This window comes from Rhizobium sullae, assembly GCF_025200715.1.
Taxonomy (GTDB): domain Bacteria; phylum Pseudomonadota; class Alphaproteobacteria; order Rhizobiales; family Rhizobiaceae; genus Rhizobium; species Rhizobium sullae.
On record NZ_CP104143.1, the window covers coordinates 2,331,301 to 2,347,414 of the forward strand.

Annotated in this window: 15 protein-coding genes; 11 read left to right on the top strand and 4 right to left on the bottom strand. The window is 61.4% G+C overall.

Annotated elements, in window-relative coordinates; genetic code table 11:
• Nucleotides 1-27: 27 nt before the first annotated feature.
• Entirely contained in the window at nucleotides 28-1,665 is a 1,638-nt protein-coding gene (gene bglA / locus N2599_RS11925) for a beta-galactosidase BglA (protein ID WP_027508300.1), read from the bottom strand.
• A 269-nt stretch (nucleotides 1,666-1,934) separates the two neighbouring features.
• Between bglA and N2599_RS11930 the strand changes: the two genes are divergently transcribed.
• The 10 genes from N2599_RS11930 (at nucleotide 1,935) to N2599_RS11980 (ending at nucleotide 11,834) form a co-directional block, all read left to right on the top strand.
• Complete coding sequence (locus N2599_RS11930; protein ID WP_027508299.1) at nucleotides 1,935-3,515, top strand: peptide ABC transporter substrate-binding protein; 1,581 nt, start codon at nucleotides 1,935-1,937, stop codon at nucleotides 3,513-3,515.
• 48 nt (nucleotides 3,516-3,563) lie between these two features.
• Nucleotides 3,564-4,487 carry an ABC transporter permease subunit gene (locus N2599_RS11935; protein WP_027508298.1) on the top strand — a complete coding sequence of 308 codons (924 nt, stop codon included), beginning with the start codon at nucleotides 3,564-3,566 and terminating at the stop codon, nucleotides 4,485-4,487.
• Nucleotides 4,484-5,401, top strand: a complete 918-nt coding sequence (locus N2599_RS11940) for an ABC transporter permease subunit (protein ID WP_027508297.1) — start codon at nucleotides 4,484-4,486, stop codon at nucleotides 5,399-5,401. Before N2599_RS11935 ends, N2599_RS11940 begins: the two co-directional genes overlap by 4 nt.
• A gap of 2 nt (nucleotides 5,402-5,403) precedes the next feature.
• Nucleotides 5,404-6,396, top strand: a complete 993-nt coding sequence (locus tag N2599_RS11945) for an ABC transporter ATP-binding protein (RefSeq protein ID WP_027508296.1) — start codon at nucleotides 5,404-5,406, stop codon at nucleotides 6,394-6,396.
• The gene (locus N2599_RS11950) at nucleotides 6,389-7,372 is read left to right on the top strand and encodes an ABC transporter ATP-binding protein (protein WP_027508295.1); all 984 of its coding nucleotides are present in this window, start codon (nucleotides 6,389-6,391) and stop codon (nucleotides 7,370-7,372) included. Before N2599_RS11945 ends, N2599_RS11950 begins: the two co-directional genes overlap by 8 nt.
• A gap of 140 nt (nucleotides 7,373-7,512) precedes the next feature.
• A complete protein-coding gene (locus N2599_RS11955; RefSeq protein ID WP_027508294.1) occupies nucleotides 7,513-7,848 on the top strand; it encodes a hypothetical protein in 336 nt (111 codons plus the stop codon).
• 160 nt (nucleotides 7,849-8,008) lie between these two features.
• Complete coding sequence (locus N2599_RS11960; RefSeq protein ID WP_027508293.1) at nucleotides 8,009-8,350, top strand: hypothetical protein; 342 nt, start codon at nucleotides 8,009-8,011, stop codon at nucleotides 8,348-8,350.
• Nucleotides 8,351-8,507: 157 nt separating this feature from the next.
• Nucleotides 8,508-9,419, top strand: a complete 912-nt coding sequence (locus N2599_RS11965; protein WP_027508292.1) for a sugar kinase — start codon at nucleotides 8,508-8,510, stop codon at nucleotides 9,417-9,419.
• A gap of 164 nt (nucleotides 9,420-9,583) precedes the next feature.
• Complete coding sequence (locus N2599_RS11970) at nucleotides 9,584-10,762, top strand: glycosyltransferase family 4 protein (RefSeq protein WP_027508291.1); 1,179 nt, start codon at nucleotides 9,584-9,586, stop codon at nucleotides 10,760-10,762.
• Nucleotides 10,763-11,396: 634 nt separating this feature from the next.
• Entirely contained in the window at nucleotides 11,397-11,834 is a 438-nt protein-coding gene (locus N2599_RS11980; RefSeq protein WP_027508290.1) for a hypothetical protein, read from the top strand.
• 105 nt (nucleotides 11,835-11,939) lie between these two features.
• Here N2599_RS11980 and der read toward each other — a convergent pair whose 3' ends face one another.
• From der to N2599_RS11995, 3 genes are all read right to left on the bottom strand, one after another.
• The gene (der, locus tag N2599_RS11985) at nucleotides 11,940-13,358 is read right to left on the bottom strand and encodes a ribosome biogenesis GTPase Der (protein WP_027508289.1); all 1,419 of its coding nucleotides are present in this window, start codon (nucleotides 13,356-13,358) and stop codon (nucleotides 11,940-11,942) included.
• A gap of 15 nt (nucleotides 13,359-13,373) precedes the next feature.
• The gene (locus N2599_RS11990) at nucleotides 13,374-14,057 is read right to left on the bottom strand and encodes a tetratricopeptide repeat protein (RefSeq protein ID WP_027508288.1); all 684 of its coding nucleotides are present in this window, start codon (nucleotides 14,055-14,057) and stop codon (nucleotides 13,374-13,376) included.
• A 101-nt stretch (nucleotides 14,058-14,158) separates the two neighbouring features.
• Nucleotides 14,159-14,743, bottom strand: coding sequence for an NnrU family protein (locus N2599_RS11995; RefSeq protein WP_027508287.1), 585 nt, complete (start codon nucleotides 14,741-14,743; stop codon nucleotides 14,159-14,161).
• A gap of 118 nt (nucleotides 14,744-14,861) precedes the next feature.
• Here N2599_RS11995 and N2599_RS12000 point away from each other — a divergent pair, with 118 nt between their 5' ends.
• Nucleotides 14,862-15,860 carry a polysaccharide deacetylase family protein gene (locus N2599_RS12000; protein ID WP_027508286.1) on the top strand — a complete coding sequence of 333 codons (999 nt, stop codon included), beginning with the start codon at nucleotides 14,862-14,864 and terminating at the stop codon, nucleotides 15,858-15,860.
• Nucleotides 15,861-16,114 lie beyond the last annotated feature (254 nt).

A 16,114-nucleotide genomic window follows, 5' to 3' on the forward strand; every position in this document is an offset into this window, starting at 1 on the left:
GCATTTGTAATTTATAACATACAATTGTCAAATCCGGCCACAAAACGCACTTAGCGCTTCAAGTTGGATCGACTCTCTGCCAATCGAACCGCCAGTTCCCGGCATATCGACCGGCTTGCCAAGTATCATTCCCGCGGGCAATCTGAACTCCGCCGCCTCTCGCGTCAGGTTGAACACGAAAAGCAGCTTCTCTCCGTCCTTCCCGCGCGTGAACGCCAGAAGGTCCTGATTTGTGTCTATGAATTCCATGTCGCCGTCGACGAGCGCCGGATACCGCTTCCGGAAGTCCAGCGTTCGCCGGTAGTGGGTGAGTACGGAATTGGTATCCGCTATCTGCGTGTCGGCGGATAGGGCGGCCTGCTCATAGGGTACCGGCAGCCAGCTTTTCTCCGCCGAGGTGAAGCCCGCATGCGCTTTGCCGGCCTCCCAGGGCATCGGCGTGCGGCATCCGTCGCGGCCCTTGAACGCTGGCCAGAAGCGAATGCCATAGGGATCGCGCAGGTCCTCGAAAGCCAGTTCAGCTTCGGCAAGCCCCAGCTCCTCACCCTGATAAAGGCAGATCGAACCGCGCAGCGCCGCGAGCACGGAAATCGCGAGCTTGGCGATCACCGGACACTCCTCCTCGGTCTTTGCGAACCGGCTCACATGGCGCTTGACGTCATGGTTGGAGAAGGCCCAGCACACCCAGCCGTCGACAACCGTTTTCTGAAAGCTCTCGACGCAGTTGCGAATATGCGCGGCGGTGAAATCCGGTCCGAGCAGATCGAAGGTGTAGCACATGTGCAGCTTGTCGCCCCCGGTCGTATAGGCCGCAACAGTCTTCAGCGACCGCGCCCCGTCTCCGACCTCGCCGACTGTCGCCCGCCCTTCATATCGATCGAGAAGCGCCCGCAAACGTCTCAGGAAATCGAGATTTTCCGGCCGCGTCTTGTCGTAGAGATGGTTCTGCATCCCGTAGGGATTGGTATCGGGCGCATCCAGGCCGCCGTCGCTCACGCCGGGCTCATGAGGTGGATTGTCGCGAAGCTGCTTGTCGCAGAAGTAGTAGTTGACCGTATCGAGGCGGAAGCCGTCGACGCCACGGTCGAGCCAGAACTTTACCGTCTTCAATACGGCATCCTGGACATCCTCGTTGTGAAAGTTGAGATCCGGTTGCGAGGTCAGGAAATTGTGCTGGTAGTATTGGCGCCGTACGCCATCCCATTCCCAGCCCGGGCCGCCGAAAATCGAAAGCCAGTTGTTGGGTGCCGTGCCGTCGGGTTTCGGGTCGGCCCAGACATACCAGTCCGCCTTGGGATCCGTGCGGCTCAAGCGGCTCTCGATAAACCACGGGTGCTGGTCGGACGTATGCGAAATCACCTGGTCGATGATGACCTTTATCCCCAGCGAATGGGCGGTAACCATCATCTCGTCGAAATCGTCTAGCGTGCCGAAAATCGGATCGACGTCGCAATAATCCGAGACATCGTAACCCATGTCCGCCATCGGCGATTTGAAGAACGGCGAGAGCCAGATCGCGTCGACGCCGAGGTCGGCGATATGCGAAAGGCGGCGGGTGATGCCCTTGAGGTCCCCAAGACCGTCGCTGTTCGTATCCTGAAACGACCGTGGATAAACCTGATAGATGACCGCCCCCCGCCACCAGTCCGCTGCCTTTGTCGCCATTTGCCGGATTCTCCGCGCCACTCGAAATGCGCACAGACTAAAGCCCGGAAAACAAAAAACAACTGCGCTGATGACCTCTTTTGGGCGGGACGCTCACGGCAAAGGAAATGCCGCTTATGGGCTTGTCCACATCTCGATCAACCCGCCGTCATTGGGGGTTGCAACGCCAAACCTTTGCGATAAGGTGCGCGTTGACTTGCACGTAACAGGTCAAAAACCGGGAACAAACGACTAAGAATAGGCAAAAAAGCCTGGAAAGGTGGCCCAATATGAACCATATAACGAAAAAATTTCTAGCCTCAGCAATGCTTGGCACATTGCTGGCCTTCTCGGCCCACGCGGCCACGCTAAACATCCACAATGGCGGCGACCCAACATCGCTCGATCCGCAAAAACTCTCCGGCGACTGGGAGAATCGTATCGCCGGCGACATCTTTGAAGGCCTCGTCACTGAAGACGCCAAGGATAATCCGATCCCGGCCCAGGCCGAAAGCTGGACCGTTTCGGATGACGGCAAGGTCTATACCTTCAAGCTTCGTGACGGCATCAAATGGTCCGACGGCCAGCCGGTGACGGCCGGAGATTTCGTCTTCGCCCTACAGCGCATCATGGACCCGAAGAACGCCGCCGACTACGCCTATCTGCAGTCCACCATCAAGAATGCCGAAAAGATCAACAAGGGCGAGATCACCGATTTCAACCAGCTCGGCGTCAAGGCGATCGATGACAAGACGCTAGAGATCACCCTTGAAAACCCGACCCCCTATTTCATCAATGCCCTGATGCACTACACGGCCTATCCGCTGCCGAAGCATGTCGTCGAGGCCAAGGGCCAGGATTGGGTCAAGATCGGCAACATTGTTACCAACGGCCCTTACAAGCCAACGGAATGGGTTCCGGGCTCCCACGTCACCACCGTCAAGAACGATCAGTGGTACGGCGTGAAGGATCTGAAGATCGACGGCGCCAAGTTCTTCGTGCTCGAAGATCAGGAAGCTGCGCTGAAGCGCTACCGCGCCGGCGAATTCGATATCCTCACCGACTTCCCGACCGACCAGTATGAGTGGATGAAGACGAACCTGCCGGGCCAGGCGCATGTGGCTCCGTTTGCCGGCCTCTACTACTATGTCGTCAACTCCACCAAGCCGCCATTCAGCGACAAACGCGTCCGTCAGGCGCTTTCCATGGCGATCAACCGCGAAGTCATTGGCCCGCAGATCCTTGGTACCGGTGAACTGCCGGCTTACTCCTGGGTTCCGCCGGGCACAGCGAACTACGGTGAACCGGCCTATGTCTCCTGGAAGGATATGCCCTACGGCGAGAAAGTTGCTGAAGCCAAGAAGCTGCTTCAGGAAGCTGGCTTTGGTCCCGACAAACCGCTCCATGCCGTCTTGAGTTACAACACCAACGACAACCACAAGCGCATCGCCGTCGCGATCGCCTCTATGTGGAAGCCGCTCGGTGTTAATGTCGAGCTCGTCAACGCCGAAACCAAGGTGCATTATGACCAAATGCAGCGCGGTCAGGTCGAGATCGGCCGAGCTGGCTGGCTTGCGGATTACAACGATCCGGATAACTTCCTGAACCTGCTCGTCACCGGCGTTCAGATGAACTACGGCCGTTGGTCGAATCCCGAATACGACAAGCTGATCAAGGAAGGCAACGCGCAGACGGATCTCGCCAAGCGCGCTGAGATCTTCAAGAAGGCCGAGCAGCTGGCGCTGGATGAGTCCGCCGCCATGCCGATCTACTACTACGTCTCGAAAAACGTCGTCTCGCCGAAGATCGAGGGCTTCGTCGACAACGTGCAGGACATCCACCGTACGCGCTGGCTGTCGATGAAAGAGTAAGGAAAAACGGCCCTTCCCGCAGTCTGCGGGAGGGGCCGGTCCACGATCATGATCAAATATGCACTCCGTCGATTGCTGTCGACGATCCCCGTTCTCTGGATCGCCGTCACAGCCTGCTTTTTCGTTTTGCGCCTTGCCCCCGGCGGCCCCTTCGATGGCGAAAGGCCATTGCCGCCGGTCATCATGAAGAACCTCGCGGCCCACTACAATCTGGATAAGCCGCTGATCCAGCAATATCTGATCTATGTCGGCGACCTGCTGAAAGGCGATCTTGGCCCGTCCTTCGCCAGCGAGGATTTCACCGTCGGGCAGCAGATCATGATCGGCTTGCCCTATACGTTCACGATCGGCACCGCCGCCTTCCTGCTCGCCATTCTCGTCGGCATCACTGTCGGCTGTCTTGGGGCGCTCTACCAGAACAAGACGCCCGACTACGTTCTGGGCGCGCTCATTCTGATCGGCGTCGTGCTTCCCAACTTCCTGATCGCTCCCATCCTGCAGCTCGTTTTCGGCATCCGCCTCGCATGGCTTCCAGTCGGTGGCTGGGGCGACGGCTCGTTCAAATTCCTCATCATGCCGATCGTTGTTCTGGCGCTGCCGCATGCCGGCCGCATATCGCGCATCACGCGCGGCTCGATGATCGAGGTCATGAGCCAGAACTTCATCCGCACCGCCAAGGCAAAGGGCATCGGCGCGCGCCTGACGGTCATGCGCCATGCGCTGAAGCCCGCCATGATGCCTGTCGTCTCCTATCTCGGACCAGCGGCAAGCTATCTTCTCACCGGCTCGCTGGTTGTCGAGAGCGTCTTCGGACTGCCCGGCATCGGCCGCTACTTCATCAACGCGGCGCTGAACCGCGACTACGGCATGGTTCTCGGAACGGTCATCTTCTACATGGTGCTGATCGTCTTCCTCAACCTTCTCGTCGATATCGCCTATGCCTGGCTCGATCCGAAAGTGAGAAATAGATGATCCTCAACCCCGCAAAACGCGAATTGCTCGCGGCTGAACTTTTGCAGGCCGAAGGCCTTGCCCCCGAAGGCCGCTCGCTCACCAAGGATGCACTCCGCCGCCTCTCGCACAACAAGGCCGCCGTGCTTTCCATCGCGGTGCTGGCGCTGCTCATCCTCACAGCCTTCCTCGGCCCCTATGCCATTCCATTCAACTATGAAGATCCGGACTGGGCCGCCTTCCGCATACCGCCGGACTTTGCCAGCGGCCATTACTTCGGCACCGATCCGAACGGCCGCGACCTGCTGGCCCGCGTACTTTACGGCACCCGCGTCTCGCTTGCCGTCGCGCTGACGGCAACCGTCGTCTCCGTGGTTATCGGCGTGCTATACGGCGCCGTCTCCGGCTATATCGGCGGCAGGCTGGATTCAGTCATGATGCGCTTCGTCGATATCATGTACGCGCTTCCCTACATCCTCTTCGTGATCCTGCTAATGGTGATCTTCGGCCGCAACGTCTATCTGCTCTTCGCCGCCATCGGCGCGCTGGAGTGGCTGACCATGGCTCGCATCGTCCGCGGCCAGACGCTGTCGATCAAGCAGCGCGAGTTCATCGAGGCCGCGCGCGCCTCGGGGCAGAGGCCTTTCAAGATCATCCTCAAGCATATCATCCCGAACCTCATCGGTCCGGTGGTCATCTTTGCGGCGCTCACCGTTCCCGAAATCATCGCCACGGAGAGTTTCCTTTCCTATCTCGGCTTCGGCGTCCAGGAGCCGCTGACCTCGCTCGGCACGCTGATTGCCGAAGGCACGGATGCCATGGAAAGCATGCCCTGGCTGCTGGTCTTCCCGGCAAGCTTCCTCGTCGCGCTGCTGCTCAGCCTGCTCTTCATCGGCGACGGCCTGCGCGACGCGTTCGACCCGAAGGATCGCTGAAGATGACCGACACCCTTCTCGAACTCAAAGACTACTCAATCACCTTCGAGACGCCGGACGGCCAGGTGAAGGCCGTCTCAAACATGAACCTCACGATCAAGCGCGGCGAACGCATCGCGATCGTCGGCGAGTCCGGCTCCGGCAAGAGCCAGACGTTCCTGGGCATCATGGGCCTGCTCGCCAAGAACGGCAGGACCACAGGCCAGGCGCTGCTCGAAGGCAGGGACGTGCTGTCGCTGAAACCGCGCGAACTCGATCGGGTGCGCGGCAAGGACATGGCCATGGTCTTCCAGGACCCCATGACCGCCTTGAATCCGTCTCTCAGGATTTCCCGGCAACTGACGGAACAGCTTGAGGTTCATCGCGGCTTCACCGCACGCGCGGCCTCTGCCGAAGCGCTCGACATGCTGAAGCGCGTCGGCATCCCCGACCCCACGCGCCGCTTCAACCTCTATCCGCACGAGCTGTCCGGCGGCATGCGGCAGCGCATCGTGATTGCCATGGCGCTGCTCACCAAGCCGAAGCTTCTGATTGCCGACGAGCCCACCACTGCGCTCGACGTCACCATCCAGGCGCAGATTCTCGATCTCTTCAACGATCTGACGGCCGAGATGAATACGGCGCTCGCGATGATCACTCACGATCTCGGCGTCGTTGCCGGCCTCGCCGATCGCGTCGCGGTCATGTATGCCGGCCGCATCGTCGAGGAAGCGCCGGTCGACGAGCTCTTCGAGAATCCGGCACATCCGTATACGGCGGCGCTGCACGCGGCGATCCCGCGACCGGATCAGGATGTCGATCAGCTCGTCGTCATTCCCGGACGGCCGCCGAACCTGCAGCACCTGCCGAAGGGCTGCAACTTCTCGCCGCGCTGTCCAAAGGTAGAGGACGACTGCATCGATCATCCGCCGCCGCTCGAAACGCTGGCACCGCGTCATTGCGCAGCCTGCTTCCATCCCTTCCCGCGAATCGAGGAGCTTTTGAACCATGGCTGAACGATCGCTGCTGAGGGTCGAGAACCTGACGACCCAGTTCGAACTGCCCGCGAAGGGCTTCTTCAAGCCGCCGGTGATGCTGACGGCGGTCAATAATGTCAGCTTCGACCTGAAGGAGGGCCGCACACTCGGAATCGTCGGCGAATCCGGTTGCGGAAAATCCACGCTCGGCCGCTCCATCCTGCGGCTCCTGCGCTCGCAGAAAGGCCGAATACTCTGGCAAGGCCGCAACCTGCTGGACCTCTCGGATGAGGAGATGCGTGCTGCACGCCGCGACATGCAGATCATCTTCCAGGATCCGATCGCATCACTCGACCCGCGTATGACGGTCGGCGACATCATCGCTGAACCGCTAACGGTCTTCGAGCCGAAACTTTCCAAAGCGCAGCGCCTCGAACGTGTACGCGAGATCATGAGCGCCGTCGGCCTCGTGCCGGAAATGATCAACCGCTACCCGCATGAGTTCTCCGGCGGCCAGGCACAGCGCATCGGCATCGCCCGCGCGGTTGTGACAAGGCCGAAGCTCATCATCTGCGACGAGCCGGTGTCGGCGCTGGACGTGTCGATCCAGGGGCAGGTCATCACGCTCCTGCGCAAGCTCCGCAAGGAGTTCGGCCTGACGCTGATCTTCATCAGCCACGACCTTTCCGTCGTGCGGCTGATCTCGGACGACGTGCTCGTGCTCTATCTCGGCAAGGTGGTGGAAGCTGGCGATTGCCAAACGGTCTTCGAACATCCCGCGCATCCTTATACGCAGGCACTGTTTTCGGCCGCCCCCATCCCCGATCCGAAGCTTGCCCGCCAGCGCACACGCATCCGCCTACAGGGCGATCCGCCCTCGCCGCTGAACCCGCCGAAGGGCTGCGTCTTCTCGCCCCGCTGCTGGAAGGCGACGGACATCTGCCGGACGGAAATGCCGCCGACCGAGCATGTGCGTCCGGGCCAAACGGCAGCCTGCTACCACATGGATCGGTAATTCGCGTCTGTCCTGGGTCAGATCGCGGGCAACACGCGGGCTGCCGGGACCTGCCTCGGAGCGGAACAATTCGCGCTCCGAGGCAGTTCACCCCTACACAAGCATGAGGGTCACTGCAGGGGCTCCGAAAGGAGGAGAAAATGCTCAAGTTGATATCCAATGCCGGCCTTGTGCTGGCGCTTACGCTCGGAGGCGCTGTCGCGCCCGCGTCCTTTGCTCAGGCTCAGGATCTTGAGTTCCGCATCGGTCCGGACGGCGCACGCATCTACGAACGCGATCGCTATGATCGTTATCGCGACGACTACCGCCGGGGCTGCAGCCCGCGCGAGGCACAGATAGCCGCTCGCGAATCCGGCTTACGCCGCGCTGAGGTCGTCCGCGTGACGAACCGTAGCGTCACGGTGCAAGGCTGGACCCGTTACGGCCCGGACCGCATCGTCTTCGCGAACCGCCGGGGCTGCCCGGAGATCGGATAGGCGATCTGCGACATGAGCCCGCCGTCGCCGGCGGGCTTTTTGCGTCAGCCATTTTAGGGTCGATTGCCCGGTTTGGCAAAACTGCAACTTCCTGATGATTGTCCTTTCACAAGCTTCAGCTAGGAGGAATCGGCCCAATCATGGGCGGGGGATTCTTTTCATGAAACACACAGGCTTAAACGTTGCCGCAGCTGCTGCAGCGGTGCTTTTTGCCGTTGCCTTTCCGGCGCAGGCTGAAGATCTGACATTCAAGCTCATCAACGGCACCCAATCCGAGCTGACGCGCTTCTACACCTCCCCGACGGGCGTCGATGAATGGGAAGACGACGTCTTCGGCGAGCAGGTCCTGAATCCGGGCGAAACGATAAGCATCACCATCGCCGACGGCCGCGATGTCTGCAAATACGACATGCGCTTCGAATTCGACGAGGCATCCGACCTCGACACGACCGAGGACACGCAGGACCTCTGCCAGCTCGGCAGCTACACGATCCACGAATAGCAACGCGCCGTTGATCAAACCTGCTTCGCAGACAGAGCGAAGCAGACTTTCTTGCGGCCGCCGCCCGGCAAACGTGCCGGAACCAGCCATACCGACGCTTGCCTCCCAGCGCCTCTCCGCGTTATCAGCAAACGAAGGAAATTTTCGGGAGGCAGTTTTGAGCGGACGGTTCTTATCGATCGGAGAGTGCATGGTGGAGCTTTCGCAGGCAGGCGGCGGCCTGCTGAGAAAAGGCTTCGCCGGCGATACGCTGAACACCGCCTGGTATGCCCGCGCCTGCATGCAGCCGGCCTGGAGCGTCGACTATTTCACCGCGCTCGGCGATGACCCCATGTCGGACGAGATGATCGCCTTCTTCGAGGAAGCTGGCATCGGCACAAAGCTCATTCGCCGCATCAAGGGCAAGGCGCCTGGCCTTTACTTGATCAACCTCAGGAATGGCGAGCGCTTCTTCAGCTACTGGCGCGAGAACTCCGCCGCCCGGCAGCTCGCCGCCGATCCCGATCGGTTGCGCGAGGCGATCGAAGGCTCGGACGTCGTCTATTTCTCGGGCATCACGCTCGCCATCTTGCCGCGCGAAGATGCCGACACGCTGCTGGCCGAAACCCGCCGCGCCAAGGCCGCGGGAAAGTTCGTCGTCTTCGATCCGAACATCCGCCCGCGCCTCTGGGCGAGCTATGACGTCATGCACACGACGATCAGCGAAGGCGCCCGCTCCTCCTCTCTCGTCATGCCGAGTTTCGAAGACGAGGCCTTGCATTTCGGCGACGACTCCATCGAAGCCACGGTCCACCGCTACCGCGCGCTCGGCGCGCCGAACGTCGCGATCAAGAACGGCGCAGAAGGCGTTACGCTGAACTTCGCCGGCCAGCAGAACTTCGTGCCGGCCGAAAAGGTCAAGGAGGTTGTCGACACCACCAGCGCCGGCGACAGCTTCAACGGCTCATTCCTGGCCAAATATCTCGAGACGAAGGATCCGGTCGCCAGCGCCCATTTCGCAGCGAAGGTTGCCGCGCGCGTCGTCAGCGAACATGGTGCGCTGGTCGCGAAGGACAAGCTCGGACTGTAGCCCCGGGTGTGGCAATCGTGCATCGATCGCCAGCCGAAATCCGCCTGTAATAAATCCATCATGGAGAGGCCTCAAAATAGGGCATGCGGGAATCACGTTCCTCACGCCCGCCTGGGGTTGTCCGCTGCCGTCCGGTACGGCGCGGCGTGGATGGAAAACGGGAAATGCTGCAACATTCGTCGAACAGCCATAGCGGCGAGAGCTGCCCCAATGCCGCGCTTGGAAGCGTGCCGGAGAGGCTGGTGATCGTCACCGACGCCTGGCATCCGCAGGTAAACGGCGTTGTCCGCTCGATCGAGAACACCAACCGCGAGCTTGCGAACCTTGGGGTCGCTGTGTCCATGGTGACGCCCGAGCGTTTCAGCAGCTTCCCCTGCCCGACCTATCCGGAAATTCGCCTCTCGATCGCCAATTACCGCCGGGTCGCCCGCGAGATCGAAAAACACAAGCCATCCTATGTGCATATCGCCACCGAAGGCCCGCTCGGGCTGACGGCGCGGCGCTGGTGTCTCAGGAATCGCATGTCGTTCTCCACCAGCTACCACACGCGCTTCCCGGAATATGTCTCGGCCCGCCTGCCGGTGCCGAAGAGCTGGCTCTATGCATTCGTGAGGTGGTTCCACAATTCCGGCGCCGGCTGCATGGTGGCAACGCCGAGCCTTGCACGCGAACTGTCGGAAAAGGGCATCCGCAACCTGATGCCCTGGAGCCGCGGCATCGACGCCGCGCAATTCCGCCCTATGGAGCTGGAGGAAAAGCCCTTCGGCCTGCCGCGCCCCATCTTCATGACGGTCGGACGTGTGGCGCTGGAAAAGAACCTGCCCGCCTTCCTCGATCTCGACCTGCCCGGCTCCAAGGTTGTGGTCGGTGACGGCCCTGCCCGCGCGGAGCTGGAAAAACGCTATCCGGACGTGCTGTTCACCGGCCTGAAATTCAGCGAAGAGCTTGCCAGGATCTACGCGCAAGCCGATGTCTTCGTCTTCCCGTCACTGACCGACACCTTCGGCAACACGATCCTGGAAGCGCTCGCCTGCGGCGTTCCCGTTGCCGCCTACCCCGTCACCGGCCCGCTCGATATCATCGGCGAGAATGGCGAGGTCGGAGCCTTGGACGAAGACTTGCAGACGGCCTGCCTCGGCGCATTGTCCGCCTCACGCGAGAAGGCACGGGACCTTGCACTGCAATACTCCTGGGAAGCAGCGACGCAGCAATTCATCAACAACATCCGCGCCGCCAACGGCGTCATTACGCCGAAATGGAAGAAGGCCTGGCAATATGCCAAGACCTTGCCCAAAAGCAGAAAGGCCAGCGATGCCGTCGGCCCGATGAAGTCGAGCGCTTGACCTGATTATGCGGTCGGCAAGCGTGATGGCGCTGTGGACGGTCGCGGTTTTGCTGATGGCCTTCAAGAGACGGCCAGGCTGTCGGCAGTCTTGGCGAAAAGCTCTTCCTGAAACCGAGCACGCCCACCCCTGCTGAGGTGCCTCGAGGCCACCGGCTATGTTCGCCGAGAGCGCTGCAAGGAAGACGGACGCGTCGTTATCGTCCGCCGGAGCGGCGAAGGATCAGGCTGAAGGAAAAAGCCGCCGCGATCCCCAATTGCGTCGCCGGCGCCACCGGCCGGGACGCCGCCGGTCTCGCGCTTGCAGGCCGAGACCGTGGCTCTTGGCGAGGCGTTGAACAGGAGTGTGACAGCCTAGAAGAGCGAATGTGCTGTTAGCCCGCCGGAACACTGCTTCGACTGCGGGGATCAATGGCGGGCAGTGACTGCTTCTCGCGCTTATCGGTCGCCTACAATTCACCGGCAACCCACGTACCCGGCTCTCCAGCACCAAAGCGCCCGAAAACGCTGCCAATGACGCAAAAAGCCGCCTCGATGAGCATCGTGATTGGACTTCCGCGCCCGCAAGAGTCAATCTTATCTCAGGGCAAATGAGCAAGGGGGCGGAGCAGCCATCGTCTGAATCGGAGGCTAAAATGAAATATCAAGCACTTGACCAACTGCGGACCGTCGCAAACGTCAACCCGGATCAGCCACGCCGGCCGATGTCGCGCAGCGAGCGCCTGCAGCGCTGGGCAGAAGTTCTCGAGCAGTTCCCAAACCGGCACCTCTCGACGCTGCACCAGACAGAATATCAGCCGGAAGCAGGGCGCGACATCATGCGCGCCGACAATTCGCCGATCTCCGTCGCGTTCAAGGATCCTGTGCTGCGTGCAGCCGGGATGGAAAACGACACCTATGGCGAGGCAAAGCGTTTCTTCGAGTTGACCGACAGGGAGTTGCATAAGGTCATCTGCTACTGCCACTTCGGCGCTACGGTGAACGCTGCAACCGCTGCCCGGCAAATCCGCTCCTTCTTTGCTGAAGGAAAGCGCGGCGTGCTCCATCGGCTGCGCGCGGCGTTCCTCGACTAGGAGCGCCAAGGTTTCGTAGGGTCATTGCTGGAGCGGCCATGTGGCAGCTCCAGCTTTTCAGCGCGCCGTGCGGCGGCGCATATCCCGAACAGGAGTGAAAGGCGGCTACCGCTTTTTCTTCGACTCGTACGGATTGTCCGGCGAGCGGTAATGGATGCGGATCGGCACGCTCGGCATGTCGAAATCTTCGCGCAGACCATTGATCAAATAGCGCGTATAGGATTCCGGCAGAGCGTCTGAACGCGTGCAGGAAATCATGAAGGCCGGCGGGCGGGCCTTAACCTGCGTCATGTATTTCAGCTTGATGCGGCGGCCGGAAACGGCCGGCGGCGGATGCTGCACCTGCGCCTGCTCCAGCCAGCGGTTGAGCCTCGCCGTCGAAATGCGCTTGTTCCATATCTTGTCGGTATCGATGATCGCCTGCATCAGCTTGTCGAGCCCTCGGCCCGTCTGGCCGGAAATGGGCACGGCGCGGATGCCGCGCGCCTGCGGCAGCAGCCGCTCGGTCTTTTCGCGCAGATCGGAGAGAACGGCCTGCGTGTCCTCGATCATGTCCCATTTGTTGAAGGCGAGCACGGCAGCGCGGCCTTCGCGCAGCACCAGATCGACAAGGTGCAGATCCTGCTTCTCGAAGGGGATCGTCGCATCAAAGACGATGACGACGAGCTCGGCGAAACGGATGGCGCGCAGCGCATCAGCTACGGAGAGCTTTTCCAGCTTCTCGATCACCCTCGCCTTGCGGCGCATGCCAGCGGTATCGAACATCTTGATGGTGCGGCCGCGCCAGTCCCACTCGACGGAGATGGAATCGCGCGTGATGCCCGCTTCCGGCCCGGTCAGCAGCCGGTCCTCGCCGAGGAAGCGGTTGATGAGCGTCGACTTGCCGGCATTCGGCCGGCCGACGATCGCGACGCGCAGCGGCTTTGTATCGTCGTAGGCGGGCTCTTCGTCTTCCTCGCCCTCGACCTCCGACGGCCGCACGTCGACGTCGGTAACGGCGACGTCCTCCTTTGGCGGATAAGCGCGCTCCTTGCCGAGTGCTGCGACGATCGCGTCGCGCAGGTCGAGCATGCCCTGTCCGTGCTCGGCCGAGATCGGCGTCGGCTCCCCAAGACCGAGCGTATAGGCGTCGTAGAAGCCACTGTCGGAGCCCTTCGCTTCGGCCTTGTTGGCAACGAGGACGACGGGCTTGCCGCGGCGGCGCAGCATCTCGGCCAAGGCGGTATCGACCGGCGTCAGACCGGTCTTGGCGTCGACGACGAAGAGAGACAGATCGGCCTCGTCGATTGCCGCTTCCGTCTGGGCGCGCATGCGCCCCAGCAGGCTTTCGGCATCGGCCTCTTCGAGGCCGGCGGTGTCGACGATCGTGAACTTGAGGTCCATCAGCCGCGCATCGCCCGGCCGGCGGTCGCGGGTGACGCCGGGCGTATCGTCGACAAGCGCCAGTTTCTTCCCAACCAGACGGTTGAAAAGCGTCGACTTGCCGACATTCGGGCGACCGACGATCGCGACCGTAAAGCTCATTAGAAATCCTTAGATTCAGCCCTGTGCGGCGGGCGCCTTGCCGGATGCGGTGATGTTATCAAGCATGATCTGGGCGCGGTTTGCAATGTTGCGCGGGCTTGCGGCATCGTCGGCGATCGCCTGATACCACTGGCGGGCTTGCGCCATGTTGCCGGCCTTGTAGGCGGCAAGACCGAGCGCTTCGCGGGCCGAGTGACGGAAGGCATTCGCCGGAATGGCCATTTCCTCGACGGCGGCGGAAACCTGCTCGTAAGTACCGTTTTCGATCAGCAGCCAGCCGGCACGCATCTTGGCAGCATCGCGGACAGCTTCCGGCACGGACTGGTCCTTGCCGATCGCTTCGAAGGCGGCGATAGCCGCGGTATTGTCGCCATTCTGCGCCTGGACCGAGGCTGCGCGCATGCGGGCGAGAACCGGATAGGCGCCATGTCCTTCCTTTTCGAGCGTGGCGAGCGCGGCAAGCGCCTCGTCGCTCTTGTTCTCGTCGGCAAGCTTCATCGCCGCCAGAAACTGATCGCCGGTGCCGGACGAGCGGTTGTCGTCCCAGTAGTCAAAGGCAACTTTGCCTGCCGTGCCGACCACGATCAGAACGGCGACGGCGATGACATAGCGGCCGAAACGGCGCCAGGCGCCCTTCATCTGGTCGGAACGGAGTTCCTCGTTGACTTCACGGATGAAGCTGTCGTCGTTGAATGCCATTCTCGTCTCCGGCACGGATAAGCCCATTGCATGCGTTGCCGCATATTGTGGGGCCTTCTACTCCATTTTGCGGCACTTGTAAGGGGGATCGCAAAGATTCGTCACACGGCGAGCGGCGAAACGCCGATCAGCCATTCGTGCAGCCTGAAGGTGACCAGCGCCCAAGCGACCACGCCGATGACGGCGGCGTAGAGATCGTACTTCGCCGAGACGAAGGGCCGCAGCTTCAACTCGCCCGCCCGCTCGCGCCGCTTCAGGGCGATGCGGAGGACGACGCCCCAGGCGAGAAAGGCCGCAAACAGCAGCACCGACGAGGTCTCGCCGTTGGCCAGCAGATGCGAGAAAGCCCAGATCTTCACCGAGAGCACCATCGGATGCTTGGTCCGAACCGCAATGTGCCCCGCCGGCAGCAGCGAGGCGGCAAGACAGATGAGCGCAATCAGCATCAGCGTCACGGCGATATGCGCCATCCAGACCGGCGGCGCATAAAGCAAGCCGGTGACCTGCCGCGCCTGGCCGAAACCGTAGATCAGCAGGATCAGCGAAAGAAGGCTCGCGATCGCATAACCGGCCTTCCAGCGGCGCTCGCCCAAGCTTGCGATCATCGACTGACGAAAGCCGGGCGCGACGACGCGCACCAGATGGAGACCGAGAAAAAGTATGATGCCGACGATGAGCAATGCCATAGCGCGTCTCCTGTCCGTTTCCCGAGGATTAGCGGCAGCCACCGGAAAATGCCAGTGCCACCGCAGCTTCGCCGCAATTCTGTAACAGGAAAGCCGCAAACAAATTGTCGCGGTGTCCATGTTTCATTCCATTTTTCCTGCCTCGCTGGCCCTTTGCCTTGTCGCTTCCCTCCCCGCCCAGGCAGCCGATCAGCCGCCGAAGCAGCTCGTGATCGTTTCCTTCGACGGCGCCCATGACAACGCGCTGTGGCAGAAGAGCCGCGAGATGGCGGCAAGGAACGGCGCGCACTTCACCTATTTTCTCTCCTGTACCTTTCTGATGAATCAAGCCACGAAGAAAGCCTACCAAGCCCCTCACCAAAAACGCGGAAAGTCCAATGTCGGCTTTGCGCAGAGCGACGAGGAAATCCGCGAGCGGCTCGGCAATATCTGGCATGCGCACCTCGAAGGCCACGATATTTCGAGCCACGCCTGCGGCCATTTCGACGGCCGCCAATGGAGCGAGGCCGATTGGTCCGCCGAATACGCGACCTTCAACGCGACGCTGAAAAACGCCTGGAAAAGCGTCGGTCTTGAAGAGCCGCAGGGCTGGCAGGGCTTGGTCGAGCACGGCATCAAGGGGTTTCGCGCACCGTATCTTTCCGCAACACCGGGCGCCGACATGATCGCCGCGGAGAAGAAGGCGGGCTTTTCCTATGACGCCAGCTTGGTGACCAAAGGTCCGGCGATGCCCGTCGTCGAACACGGCGTGATCCGCTTCGGCCTGCCGCTGATCCCAGAAGGCCCGAATGAAAAACCGGTGATCGGCATGGACTACAATCTCTTCGTCCGCCATTCTAAGGGCGAAGAAGACAAGACCGGCAGCAAGGTTTTCGAGGAGCGCGCCTACGCGGCCTTCAGGCACGCTTTCGATAGGCAATATGCGGGCGACCGCATTCCCCTCCAGCTCGGCTTCCACTTCGTGGAAATGAACGGTGGCGCCTATTGGCGCGCGCTCGACCGCCTGGTGAGCGACGTCTGCCGCCGCGCCGATGTGGCTTGCGTCAGCTACGCGGAAGCGATCCCGATGATCGAAGCACGCGGGACGCTGAGGGAACAGGAGACTTCGGGGCTATGAGGTCGCTTCCACGCGTCCATTGAAACTCATACCAGGCGGCCCCCTCATCCGCCCTTCGGGCACCTTCTCCCCGCTGGGGAGAAGGTGAAAGTGGCACGCCCGCCAACTTTATCACTGCCCTCACCATTGATCAGCGCCACCACAATCATTCCACCTTTCGAGTGGCGCAAACGCCGCCGCCACGAGGCCCTTCTCCCCTCGGGAGAAGGTGCCGGATGACGGGGGCGCCGCAAACCGGAACGTTCGAGTTAGCG

Excerpts from the sequence above, each read along its gene's own strand:
- bglA (WP_027508300.1), bottom strand. The coding sequence starts at position 1,665 with ATGGCGACAAAGGCAGCGGACTGGTGGCGGGGGGCGGTCATCTATCAG.
- N2599_RS11930 (WP_027508299.1), top strand. The coding sequence starts at position 1,935 with ATGAACCATATAACGAAAAAATTTCTAGCCTCAGCAATGCTTGGCACA.
- N2599_RS11935 (WP_027508298.1), top strand. The coding sequence starts at position 3,564 with ATGATCAAATATGCACTCCGTCGATTGCTGTCGACGATCCCCGTTCTC.
- N2599_RS11940 (WP_027508297.1), top strand. The coding sequence starts at position 4,484 with ATGATCCTCAACCCCGCAAAACGCGAATTGCTCGCGGCTGAACTTTTG.
- N2599_RS11945 (WP_027508296.1), top strand. The coding sequence starts at position 5,404 with ATGACCGACACCCTTCTCGAACTCAAAGACTACTCAATCACCTTCGAG.
- N2599_RS11950 (WP_027508295.1), top strand. The coding sequence starts at position 6,389 with ATGGCTGAACGATCGCTGCTGAGGGTCGAGAACCTGACGACCCAGTTC.
- N2599_RS11955 (WP_027508294.1), top strand. The coding sequence starts at position 7,513 with ATGCTCAAGTTGATATCCAATGCCGGCCTTGTGCTGGCGCTTACGCTC.
- N2599_RS11960 (WP_027508293.1), top strand. The coding sequence starts at position 8,009 with ATGAAACACACAGGCTTAAACGTTGCCGCAGCTGCTGCAGCGGTGCTT.
- N2599_RS11970 (WP_027508291.1), top strand. The coding sequence starts at position 9,584 with ATGCTGCAACATTCGTCGAACAGCCATAGCGGCGAGAGCTGCCCCAAT.
- N2599_RS11980 (WP_027508290.1), top strand. The coding sequence starts at position 11,397 with ATGAAATATCAAGCACTTGACCAACTGCGGACCGTCGCAAACGTCAAC.
- der (WP_027508289.1), bottom strand. The coding sequence starts at position 13,358 with ATGAGCTTTACGGTCGCGATCGTCGGTCGCCCGAATGTCGGCAAGTCG.
- N2599_RS11990 (WP_027508288.1), bottom strand. The coding sequence starts at position 14,057 with ATGGCATTCAACGACGACAGCTTCATCCGTGAAGTCAACGAGGAACTC.
- N2599_RS11995 (WP_027508287.1), bottom strand. The coding sequence starts at position 14,743 with ATGGCATTGCTCATCGTCGGCATCATACTTTTTCTCGGTCTCCATCTG.
- N2599_RS12000 (WP_027508286.1), top strand. The coding sequence starts at position 14,862 with ATGTTTCATTCCATTTTTCCTGCCTCGCTGGCCCTTTGCCTTGTCGCT.